The 12,151-nt window shown below is 61.2% G+C and carries 7 protein-coding genes; 4 read left to right on the forward strand and 3 right to left on the reverse strand.

Annotated features, from left to right (window positions below):
* Position 1: 1 nt before the first annotated feature.
* Entirely contained in the window at positions 2–1,006 is a 1,005-nt protein-coding gene (locus DN745_RS06790) for a DUF3108 domain-containing protein (protein ID WP_162687517.1), read from the reverse strand.
* A gap of 375 nt (positions 1,007–1,381) precedes the next feature.
* On the opposite strand from DN745_RS06790, the gene DN745_RS06795 reads away from it, so the two are divergent.
* Complete coding sequence (locus tag DN745_RS06795; protein ID WP_111333247.1) at positions 1,382–3,394, forward strand: hypothetical protein; 2,013 nt, start codon at positions 1,382–1,384, stop codon at positions 3,392–3,394.
* A gap of 9 nt (positions 3,395–3,403) precedes the next feature.
* Here the strand turns inward: DN745_RS06795 and DN745_RS06800 are convergent, their stop codons facing one another.
* Together DN745_RS06800 and DN745_RS06805 are read right to left on the reverse strand one after the other, a co-directional pair.
* A complete protein-coding gene (locus DN745_RS06800; RefSeq protein WP_111333249.1) occupies positions 3,404–4,339 on the reverse strand; it encodes a cation diffusion facilitator family transporter in 936 nt (311 codons plus the stop codon).
* A 49-nt stretch (positions 4,340–4,388) separates the two neighbouring features.
* Entirely contained in the window at positions 4,389–5,453 is a 1,065-nt protein-coding gene (locus DN745_RS06805; protein WP_111333251.1) for a mannose-1-phosphate guanylyltransferase, read from the reverse strand.
* 269 nt (positions 5,454–5,722) lie between these two features.
* Here DN745_RS06805 and DN745_RS06810 point away from each other — a divergent pair, with 269 nt between their 5' ends.
* From DN745_RS06810 to DN745_RS06820, 3 genes are all read left to right on the forward strand, one after another.
* Positions 5,723–8,965 (forward strand): serine/threonine-protein kinase, encoded by a 3,243-nt coding sequence (locus DN745_RS06810; protein ID WP_133622084.1) that lies wholly within the window; start codon positions 5,723–5,725, stop codon positions 8,963–8,965.
* Positions 8,966–9,168: 203 nt separating this feature from the next.
* Positions 9,169–10,734 carry an NAD(P)/FAD-dependent oxidoreductase gene (locus tag DN745_RS06815; RefSeq protein ID WP_162687518.1) on the forward strand — a complete coding sequence of 522 codons (1,566 nt, stop codon included), beginning with the start codon at positions 9,169–9,171 and terminating at the stop codon, positions 10,732–10,734.
* A 290-nt stretch (positions 10,735–11,024) separates the two neighbouring features.
* Complete coding sequence (locus DN745_RS06820) at positions 11,025–12,077, forward strand: Leu/Phe/Val dehydrogenase (RefSeq protein ID WP_204355101.1); 1,053 nt, start codon at positions 11,025–11,027, stop codon at positions 12,075–12,077.
* The last annotated feature ends 74 nt before the right edge of the window (positions 12,078–12,151 follow it).

Below are 12,151 nucleotides of genomic sequence, written 5' to 3' on the forward strand. Positions count from 1 at the left end.
CTTATTTAGAGTGGGGCGTGTATTTAATGAGTTCGGCGATGCCGGTGCCGAATTGAGAGTCGATCGCGACCCGGATCGGCAGGCGGTTGGCGTCGCGCGAGACCCAGAGATGACCGCTATGGTCGTTGGGGGTTTTCATCGTCAGCGCCGGGGTCGCCGGTTTCTTCTTCTTGTCGCGCCGGCGCTGGGCGGTCAAGACATTGCGGGAGAATTTAATCTTCCAGCCCTTAAACCAGCCCATGGGCGTGTAGACGTCTTCTTTGCCCACGACCTCCATATCGACGCGGCTAAATTTCCAGCCGTCGTAGACGTAATATTCAAACTTATCGCCGACCTTAAAATCGGGGCGCGCCCGCAAATGATAATACCAACTCAGCATATCATGGGTCTCGTAGGGGATCGCATGATTATAGCGCTGGCTGCTGGTTTTGCGGGACTTAAAGACCTCTGCGCGGTAGAGATCCGCCCAGAAGTCGACCTTATAGATCCGGGTTTGGCCGCGCTCTTCGAAGTGCTTCTCCGAGCGAATCGGGCGCGCGTCGGCCGGGTCGATAAATGTGTTGGCCCGGTCGACCAGGGGATACACCTTATGGAAGAAGCCGACCGACTGAGCGAAGGCCGAGATCGGGACATAGTCGCGGTTTTTGGCGCGCTGTTGGTCGCCGCTGCGCAAAATCGCGCGCATCGCCTCGATGCCGTTGAAGCGGATGGAGAAATAGAGCTCTTCGTTGGGCCAGCGAAACGCGGCCGGCTGTGGTTTAGGCGCGGGGGCAGGGGCAGGCTGAACAACTTTGGACTGCGCGGGCCCAACGCGCGTCGCCTTCGCGGAGAGCTTCTTGTTTTTCGGCACAACGCGCGCCGGTCGGGCACGCTGCATCTTTGGGCCAAGGGTTCGATTGGTCGTATTAACCCGTTTCTTTGTGGCGGGGACTTCGGTCTCGGCTTCGTCATTGGTTTGAGCGAATGCCAGCGTCGAGATGAGGCTCAGCGCAAAAAATAGCGCCACGCATAACGCCGCGAGACGGCCGCGATGTCCGGGAGTCTGTGGGGTGATCATGGGAAACATTGCAGCCCTAAAATTGAGTGTATCGATCGAATGGTTCGGATCGATGTCAGCCAAACGATGCATATTATTACTATCATATAAGCAATTGCGAGGTGGAACTCATTCCACGGTGACGCCTTTTTGGGGCATCGCGTCGTGGCGTGGGATGAGGGGCTGTGATAGGGGCAGAGTCGTTTGCGCTCCGCGCGCATTTTTCGTCGACAATGGTGGCGCGAAAGACCTCAAGAACGGCGCCAGCGCGCAGCTTCGATTTGCTCTCTCAGGCGCCCAGATTCAAGCCCACTATAACCTGTATCCGACCCGAATCCTAAACGAATGAACCAGTCATTGCACGAACCCGGCACGCATTTCGCGAATCTATTGGAGCACCTGAAGGCGTTTGATGCGGGCCGCCGGCGCCACCTGGCGACGCTTTACGGGGCTGATTCAAGCGACGTGATGGACATCGCGATGCGCTGGTGCAGCGCGCCGGATGCGTTTTGTGAGGTGCTCCAGGCCGAATTGGGCAGCCCCGACGCCTGGTGGGTGGTCGAGCAGCTGGTCCAGGAGCACGACCTCGAGGTCGACCTTGGCTGGCTCGACGGCGAGGGGCGCGCGGTCTTATGCGAGCTCGGTGTGCTTCGGCCGCGGCGGGGTCGGCGAAAAAATGACGCCCTGGATACCATCCCCGGCGCCCTCGGCGCGATCCTCGCCCCTCATATCGCCGGCACGCGCCCGACGCTGCCGATCCTGCTGGGGCGCAGCGAACCCTCGGCGGTCCTCGCGCTCGCGCGCACCTATGATATCCCCACCAAAGGCTCCTTGATCGAGCTGATTTTAAGGATCTCCGATACCTTCGCGCACCCGGACTTCGTCGCCGGCATCTTGGAGCGCCTGGATAACCCGGAGTGGATCGGGGCCGCGATGATGGCGCTGGAGCTCGGCGGTATTTGCTATTGGCGCGAGGTCTTCGGCTACGAAGATGATGAGGAGACCCGCCAGGACAATATCGTCCCGCTGATGCGCAATCACGAGCGGGCCGAGCAGCGCGAGGTCGCGGCGATTTTGCTCGGCCTGGGCGTCCTATTTAAACTCGAGGAGGAGGAGGTCGAGTACACGCTGGTCGGGGTCCCCGAGGAGCTTTGGCGCGGGCTATGGGCGATGGGGCAGGGCTGGCTGATCGAGTGGACGCGGGTGACGACCGAGCAGCTCGCCGAGTTCGCGGTGCGTCGGCTGCGAGAGGCTCCGGTGTGGTCCACTCAGGCGGCGATGAAATGGTTGGCCGTCGAAGTTGCCCGCGGCAAGACTACCCGCAGCGACCTGTTTAGTGACGGGCTCATCGCTTCTTTTGAGCGCCGCGCGCCCGCGCTCGATGCGGACTGGACCGTTCTCTTTCAGCGCGCCGCAGACCTCGGCATCGTCGCGCTGGACCTGTCGAGCAAGTCAAAGAATGACAAGCCCGAGGACATCGTCCTGGCGACCACTGAGCTCGCCTCGGAGATGCTCGATTTGCCCCGCAATCACTTCGCCCGGCGCATGCTCGCCGATTGGGTGGACGGCATCAATGGCACCGGAATCGACGCGAAATTGGCGCAGGCGGTGGGGCTCGACGAGGAGTGGCGCACCCACCTGGTCGAGCTCCTGGTGCGCAGCCAGCTGCCGATCATGCCCTGGATGTATTATGAGGGGCTCGAGCATATCGAGACCGGCGCGGGCTGCCTGCGCGAGGTCGAGCCGGGCGACCACGAGCTTGTGATGCTCGAGGCGAATATGACCAACACCAGCATCCGCACGACCAAGATGGCCTGGCTCGACGTGCTGAGCACGCTGGAGTCGGGCAGTTGGTATTCGCTCGAGGACCTCAGCGATCTCCTGCATTTTGCGGCCTCGACGTCGCTCTTCTCGCTGCTCGAGCATATGATCGAGAACCCGCACTCGAATTATTATTTCCCGCTGCAGCGCCCGAGCTTTCTGACCTTTCCGACCCACTCGGACGCGTTTGTGGCCTGGTGCAAAGATATTATCGAGAAATTGCTCATCCCGGCTGGGCTCGCGCAGGTTGATCCGGCCGACGGTCGGGTGCGCCTGGACACCGCCAATATGCTCATCCCGACCCCCTCGGATTGGCCGCACGGCGTGCGCTCCCAATATATGGCGGCGGTGCTCGAAGATATGGACCAGGACTTCGAGATCCCCGAGATCGAGGTCGCGCCGCTTCGCCCGGTGCCCGAGGCGGTGGGCGAGGATTGCGTGAGCGCAGCCCTGTCCTTCTCGGAGCTCCTCGCCGCCTGTGAGGGGCGAGAAATTCTCGAGTTTGACGGCAAGATCTTAAGGCTCGCCCCGCTTTAAGGGCGCGGATTAGAGCAATTTTTCGGGGACGTCTTCGATATGGATGGGCTTGTGCGGCTCGATCTGAATCAAGATATCGGCCACCTCGGGGAATGCCTCGCGAAGATTGGCCTTCACCGCCAATAGGATATCGCCGGCGGTTTCCAGGGACATCTTGGGGTCAAGCGAGACGTGCAGGTCGAGCTGAACATGCCCGGGCATGCCGCGGCTGCGCATATTGTGGCAGCTCAGCACGTCCGGGTGGCTTTTAACGACCCGGCGCACCGCCACCGGGTCGAGATAAGACGTGTCCACCAGCACGTCGATGCCGTCGCGCAGCACGCGATAGGCGGTAATCCCCACAAAGAACATCACCGCGAGCGCGGCGAGGATATCGCCGACCGGAAAGCCGATATCGACCAGGTAGATGCCGGCGAGCACCGCCACGCTGGCCAGGCTGTCGGCGAAGGTGTGAGCGGCGTCGGATTTGAGCAGCATCGAGTTGAGTCGATTGCCTTCGCGGCGCTCATAAATGCTCACGCCAAGGCTGACGACGAGGCTCGAAATCACGACCAAATAGGCCGCCGGCTCGATGGCGATGGGGGTGTCACTCAACGCGCTTTGCCAGACCGTTCGCCCGATCTCCAAAAAGCTCAGGGTGACCATCAAGCCAATAAATAGGCTGACGGCGACCTCGAGTTTTCGGTGCCCGTAGGGATGCTCGGGGTCCGGCGGCAGGGCGGCCAGGCCCATGGCGACCAGGCCGATGACGTTGGCCGCCCCGTCAAAGACGCTGTCGAAACCCGACGCCTGCAAGCTGACGATGCCCTTGGAGTAGCCATAGCCAAGCTTGATCATGGCCACGGCGATATTGAGAAACATCGTCACCCATAAAACGCGGCGAATCTGCCGAGCGACATCGCTCTGAGCATCTTCTGGGGCCCCGCTGATGGGTGATAGTGTCATAGTTACGGGCGTTAAGGCTGTAGGGTTCAATCGAAGACTTCGGGACGACTTATAAGAGGTCGTCGCGGCCGGCTTCTTTGAGTGCTTCGACTAATTTTTTCACATCCTGGGCGCGCTTTCGGTCGATGATCAGCAGGGCGTCGTCGGTGTCTACCACGACCAGGTCGTCGACGCCACATACCGCGATTAGGCGGTCACGTTTTTGGCTGTAGATAACCGAGTCGGACACGTCCAGGAGAAGCGCGTCGGCTTCGACGACGTTGCCCTTGGGGTCAACTTCGCTGACCACGTCGACCGCGTCCCAGTGGCCGACGTCGGACCAGTGGAAGGTCGCCGGGATGACGACCACATTGGCGGCGTTTTCCATGACGCCGTAGTCGATGGAGATGCCGCGGGTCTTGGAGAAGCAGCGGTCGATGGTCGCGGCCTCTTCGTCGGTGCCGAGCGCCGCGGCGATCTCCATCATCGCCTCGTGCATCTCGGGGAGTTGGCGCTTCATTTCGGCCAGCAGCACCGAGGGCTTAAAGACGAAGATGCCCGAGTTCCAGACATAATCGCCGCTCTCTAAATATTGCTGGGCGACCGCGCGCGACGGCTTCTCGACGAATTCACGCACCGGGTGAGCGGGCGCGTCGGACTCGGTATAGTGGATATAGCCGTAGCCGGTTTCCGGGCTCGTCGGGGTGATGCCGAGGGTGACCAGATGCCCGGCTTCGGCCTGTTCTTCGGCCTGTTTAAGGCAGCGCTCGAAGTTGGCCAGGCCGCCGACGCCGCGCCGCCCGATGGCGTGGTCGGCCGGGAAGATGCCGATGGGCTCGTCGCCAAAGCGGTGCTGGGCGAAGACCGCGGCCAGGCCGATGGCCGGGGCGGTATTTCGCGGGCAGGGCTCCACGATGAACTCGACGCCGGGCAGGGCGGCGCGAGTGGCGTCGACCAGGTGCTCGCCCAGGACCACGAAGGTCTTGTCGCGCGAGCTCACGCCCGCCAGCCGGTCGATGGTCGCCGCGATCATGGGCTTGTCGTCCCACAGGCTCACCAACTGCTTGGGGCGAAGCTTGCGGCTCATCGGCCAAAAACGTGTGCCGGAACCTCCGGCCAGAACAATACCTATCATATCAAACTCACTTCATTTGGAGTGTATAGCGTGCGAAATCGCGATTGTGATCGTTTGCGCTAATAACGGCGCCTGTCAAAACCGACCGCGCTCAAATGTCGGGTTGGTTTGCGTCGTCAACCTGCTATATAGTCGAGTTAGCCTAATTTCTCACCCGCAAGTTCAAAGCGGCTCTATCGTAGGTCTTTTAGTCCGAATCGCTCTGGGCCCGCACCCGATCAAATCGATAAGATTAAACGATCAGTTCCGTAAAAGAGTTGAAAAATATAGTGACCGTATCTTCCAGAAAAAAACGTATTTTCGCAGGCCGCTATGAATCAATCAACCCGCTGGGGCGCGGCGCCGGCGGGTCGGTCTACCTCGCCGAAGACCTGCACGTCGACCGGCGAAAGGTCGCGATCAAGGTGCTCACAGCCGACGCCTATAAGACGGTGCAGGGGAAGATGCTGCGGCGTGAGTTTGAGATTCTGTCGAAGCTCGACCATCCGAATCTTGTGCAGGTCTTTGACTTCGGCAGTTTGTCCGATGGCGGGGTTTTTCTGGCCGAAGAGTATATCGACGGCTTTAGCCTGCAGGACGCGCGCGCGTTGCTTGACCCGGTCGCCCTGATCGACATCACCTTCCAGATCCTGCTCGCCCTGACGTATTTGCACGGCATGGGCTGGATTCACCGGGATATCAAGCCGGCCAACGTGATGCTCCTGTGGCTCGACGACGCCTCCGCGCGCCCGATGGTCAAGCTGGTCGACTTCGGCCTGTCGAGCATGAACCCCAAGCGCGACACGCTGCGCGGCGGCACGCGCTCCTATATGGCGCCCGAGATCACGCGCGGGGAGAAGGGCGAGTTTCGCTCGGACCTCTATAGCCTGGGGGTGACGCTTTATTATGCGCTATGCGGCGTCTTGCCGTTTGGCCCGCGCAGCAAAGAAGACCCGCCGCCGACCGAGGAGAGCTTTCGCCCGCCCGAGCCCCACCGGCTTAACCCGGCGGTGCCGTTGATGCTGAGTCGTTTCACCATGGCGCTGCTGCGGCAATTGCCGGACTTCGAGTATTTCGACGCCGGAGAGGCGCTCCAGGACCTGGTGCGCGACACCGAACTTTTAGAGGAGTGGTCCGGCGGGGTGCTCGCCAATTCGTTGGATGTGGCGGCGGCGCCGGTCATTCAGGGGTATTTCGAGCTGGGCATTCTGCCCGACCGGGAGGCCATGCGCGAGGCGGTGGTCGACCGCGCCCTGAACCAGGACCGCCCCGGCACCAGCGTCTTGCAGCTATTGGTCGGCGACGCCGGGGTCGGCAAGAGCCGGCTGATGCGCGAGACCGCCGCGATCTGCAAATTGAGCAACCGCCTGGTGGTCTCGGTCGATTGCGCCACGGTCCCCGGGGCGTCCTATCCCAGCGGTGGTGCGATGGCGATGAAGCCCGGCGCGTTGATCCACGAGTTGCTCGAGCGCGTGGTCGATATCGGCACGAGTCGCAATATCCATCAGATTGAGCGCTACCGCTCCTATCTGACGATCTTGGAGCGAATGTCGCGCCTTGGCGATACCGAGGAGACCTCGCGCGGCGCCGAAGTTCGCATCGACGCCCAGTGGATCCGGGAGGCCTTCGAGGACGCGGTGGTGATGCTGCATCCACAAAAGGTGGTCCTGCTGATCGAAGATATTCACCTGGCCGATGAGTTTTCGCGCGAATTCTTCGCCGATTGGTACGCCCGGGCGCAGTGCTTTCATCGCCCGGACGCCATCGCCACGGCGCGCACCAACACCATCGAGGACACGGTCGCCACCTGTGAGGCGGTCGAACTTCGCGCCCTCCAGGGCTTGCAGCTCAACGATGTGGAGACCTTCTTTCGTGAGCGCCTTGGGCTGAACGAGGTCCCTCAACATTGGTTAGAAGAGGTCGCCCGTCGGGCCGAAGGCCAGCCGTTTTATCTGGAAGAACTCTGCCGGAATTTGATCGACCGTGGGATTTTGCGCCGGCTGTCGGTGACCGATTGGGAGGTCGAGCTCGAGGCGTTTCTGCACTATCAATTGGCCAGAAATGTGCGGGAGTCCTTTCGCCGGCGCACGATGGCGGTGAGCGCGCTGGGGCGTGAGTGTCTCGAGATCTTGAGCCTCGCCGGGCGTCCGCTGCTCTGGCAGGATTTGCGCGATATGTTGGTCGCGGGTGGCGCGACGCCCCAGACCGCGGACCGGGCGCTTAAGACGTTAAGTTGGCGCCACCTGCTCAAGATGCGCCTGACCATGAGCGGGCGCCACCTTGGGCTGATGGACCCGGCGATACGCGAGGTGCTCCTGGACATGGCGAGTCCCAAATGGGACCGCGCGCTGCATCGGCGGATCGGTCAGGGCCTGGCCGCGCGCTGGAATGATGGCGGCGCGAACGCCCTTGAGGCCGCGACCCATCTTCGCCGCGGCGGTCTGAATGACGAGGCGAGCACCTATTTTGAGATCGCCGGCGACGAAGCCTGGCGAAAGGCCGAATACGGCACGGCCTTGGTGGCGTTTAGGGCCGCCGCCCAGTTGCGCAGCGAGGGGCCACACACCGCCGTCGCGCAAATTAAGTTGGCGCGCTGTCTGCTCGCCGCATACGAGCCGGATGCCTGCCGGGTCGCGCTGCATATCGCCTGCCGGATCGCGGAGCACTACGGGATTGATTGGCTTATCTATTCGGTATTTCGCGCGGGCATTTCGATCGCGATTTCCCTCGGGGACGACGCGCTCGCCGAGGGGATTCTAACGCGCCTTCGCCTGTCGCTCCCGTCGCATAGTCACCAGTCCGAGATTCAGGAGATGCACGCTATTTTGTGGGCGCGCCAGGGACGATTGCCATGCGCTGGCGGGAAGTTGACCGCGTGTGTGGCGCATTGCCGCGAGAAAAAGAATCGCGAGGGCCTTACCTCCGCGCTCACGAGTCTGGGGGATATTCTCCATATCCGCGGGGAAAAAGAGAAGGCGCATCAAGCCTTCGAGGAAGCGATTGAGATCGCCCGAGACCTCGGCCAGGCGCAATATTTGGGGCGCGCCTTATGTCACTTCGGCGCGGCGCTGGCGCGCGAGCATCAAGGCGAGCGCGCCCTTGAGATTCTCACCGAAAGTCTGGAGTGGCTGAGCGACGGGCAATTCCCCGACGAGTGGATAGACGCGCTGCTGCATATCTCAGTGGCGAAGCTCTCGCAGGGGAAATTTGAAGAGGCGCGTCGCTATATTGGCGACACCCGAGTCTTCGCCCGGCAGTTCAACGCGCGTACCGTCGAATTACTCACCGACTTTATTCTGGCAGAGATGGATTTCACGGAGGGTAAAAACCCGGATGAGGCCCTTGAGGCATTGGGCGGATATGTCGATATCTTGGGCGAGTTGAACGGTGACATATGCCAACATCTGCGCGTTAAATCGCGTTACGCGCTGCATCTGCAACGCGCGGGGCGCGACGAGGCCGCGCAGGTTTTCGCCGAGGTGACCAAGGTTGCCAATGATATCGGAATGAGCCTGTGGCTTCTGGCGAAATAATTAGATATGCAACCTCCCAGGCGTCGATGACATGGCGCCAGAAGTTAAAGCGAATTCTGTAAAATGGATTCGAGATTCCATCCATTATTCATGAGAACACCGCCGTTATGTCTCAAAGCCCAACTTCCCGCCGATATCGAGTCAATAATCTGGTGCGCGCCTATGACGAGGACGAAAGCGTCCTGCGCGAGCGTGCCGCTAAAATGATGAAGGTTTCCGAGGATGAGATCTCGGATATTGTCTTGATTCGTCGTAGCCTCGACGGGCGCCATCGCCCGCGCTTTTTATATAATGTCGAAGTGGAGCTTGAGGGGGCGAAGGCCCTGGGCCAGGCGGGCAAGGATTTGCCCAAGAATGTCGAGTGGGCGCCCGATCCCGGGCTGCTCGCACGCCGCAAATTTAAGCCGCGCACCGATGAGCGTGTTGTCGTGATTGGCGCCGGCCCAGCCGGGCTCTTCGCGGCCCACCGACTCGCCGAGAGTGGTCTCACGCCCATTCTTTTGGACCGCGGTCAGCCGGTCGAGATTCGTGGTCGTCAGGTCTCGGGGCTGATGCATCGCGGCGAGCTCGACCCGGATAGTAATATTTGCTTCGGCGAGGGCGGGGCGGGCACCTGGTCGGACGGTAAATTATATACCCGCGTCAGCGACATCCGGGTGCGCCATATCCTGGAGACGATCGTCGAGCTGGGCGGACCGGCCGACATCCTTGTGTCCGGGAAGCCGCATCTGGGCACCAACCGCCTGGTCGCGCTGTGTAAGGCGTTTCGAGCGAAGCTCACCGAGATGGGCGCCGAAGTGCGCTTCGGCGCGTTCGTCAAAGATTTTGAGATCGACAAGGGCGTCGGCGGCGATAAAGTCAGCGCCGTGGTGCTTCGCGACGGCGAGCGCATCGAATGCGACCGGGTCATCATGGCGGTCGGTCACTCGGCGCGTGAGATGTATCATTGGATGGCGCAGAATAAGGTCGCGATGACGCCCAAGCCCTTCGCGGTTGGCTTTCGCGTGGAGCATCGCCAACAACTTCTCAACGAAATTCAATACGGCAAATGGGCCGACGTTCCGGATCTTCCGACCGCGGATTATCGCCTGGCGGCGAACCTCAAAGACGGCAATACCAAACGCGGCATCTACAGCTTTTGCATGTGCCCAGGCGGCCAGATCGTGCCCTCGCCGACGCTGCCCGGCGGGGTTTGCGTCAACGGCATGAGTCACGCGAGTCGACGCGGCCAATTCGGCAACTCGGCGCTTATTGTCAGCGTGGAGCCGAGCGATTTCGGCAGCTTCGGCGATATCGAGGGGCTCAATGACTACGACGGTCTCCTCGCCGGGATGGCCTTCCAACACGAAGCCGAGCGCCGCGCCTATGAGCTCGGCGGCGGTGGGTTTATCGCGCCGGCCCAGCGCCTCTGCGACTTCCGCGAGGGACGCCCCAGCGTGGATATGCGTGAGTCGACCTATAAGCCCGGCATCGCCGCGGGTGACCTGAGCCGTTGCTACCCTGAGTTCATCATCAAGAGCCTTCAGACCGCGCTGGAGCGCTTCGAGCAGAAGATGAACGGCTTTCTGACCAACGACGCCATCCTGGTGGGCGTCGAGACCCGCACCAGCTCTCCGGTTCGCATCGAGCGCGACGACTCCAGCTTCCAATCCCTCTCGATCGCGGGTCTTTATCCGACCGGCGAGGGCGCCGGCTACGGCGGCGGAATCGTGAGCGCGGCGCTGGATGGGTTGCGCGTATCGGAGCGAATTTTGGAAGAACTAAGCTAAGCGCTTATTCTAATCAGGGGGGGCTTTGCGATAGCCGAAGTGGCCAGCCGCGCGAAAGATCGCGGCGCCACGGCCTCCCCGCGCCGATTCCGTGCTTCGCTCGCATCGTCTTTCGCTTATAATCCGCTCGATTTAAATCAGCGCTTGCGCGCAGCGAATTCCGCCGTTAAGTGTTTTGTTAGCACCTATAAAATGGATTGTTTATGGATTGATAACTCAACGCGGTATGCGCTGAATTCGCAAGAGAGATCGGCGTCCTTCTCGGGCGGCGGAGCCTTTAAACGGAGACGATGATGATGGACCTATTCGAGTACGCGGAAGACCTCGATTTTGGAGACATTCACTTCAAGGTTAATCCGAAGACAGGACTCAGGGCGATTGTTGCGCTGCATAATTTAACCCTCGGCCCGGCGATCGGCGGGTGTCGGTTTTTGGAGTATGACTCCAGTGACCACGCGGTCCGCGACGCGATGCGCCTGGCGCGCGGGATGACCTACAAGTCGGCCATCACCCGCGTGCCTCATGGGGGCGGCAAGTCCGTTGTGATACGCCCCAAGAATATGTCCGACGCCCAGCGCGTCGAGATCATGGAGGAGTTCGGGGAGTTCGTCGACAGCTTCGGCGGCGCCTATATCACCGCCGAGGATAGTGGGACCACGGTCGCAGATATGGATATTATCGCCACGCGCACCGAGCATGTCCTGGGCACCTCGACCAACGTCGCCAGCTCGGGCGACCCCTCGCCGGTCACCGCGCGCGGCGTGCTTCACGGCATCCAGGCGGCCGTGAAATATAAATATGACCGCGACGACCTCGCCGGGCTTAGGGTGGCGGTGCAGGGCGTCGGAAGCGTCGGCTATCACCTCGCAAAATATCTTCATGAGTTGGGCGCCGAACTCATCGTCACCGATATCAACCAGGACGCGTTGAAGCGCTGTGAGCGCGAATTCCACGCAGCGATCGTTGCGCCGGAGGCCATTTATTCGGCCCAGGCCGACATCTTTGCACCCTGCGCGCTCGGAGCCTCGATCAATGACTCGAGCATCGCCCAGCTGACCTGCGATATCGTGGCGGGCTCGGCCAATAATCAGCTGGCCGAAGACCGACATGGCGCGGAGTTGCGGGCCCGCAATATTCTCTACGCCCCCGATTATGTCATTAATGCCGGTGGGCTCATCCAGGTCGTCGCCGACCTGGCCGGCGAAGACGCCGATTGGGCGCGCGCCAAGACCGAAGGGATTTATGACTCGCTGATCGAGATATTCCGCCGCGCCGATAGCGACGGGCTTCCGACCGGGGAGGTCACCGATCGCATCGTCGAAGAGATGCTTGGTTTGAAATAGATTGAGCGCCTCACCGCAAAACGCCCCGCCATCTCATATAAAATCGAGGTGGCGGGGCGTTTTTGTGTCCGGTG

This window comes from Bradymonas sediminis, assembly GCF_003258315.1.
Classification (GTDB): domain Bacteria; phylum Myxococcota_A; class Bradymonadia; order Bradymonadales; family Bradymonadaceae; genus Bradymonas; species Bradymonas sediminis.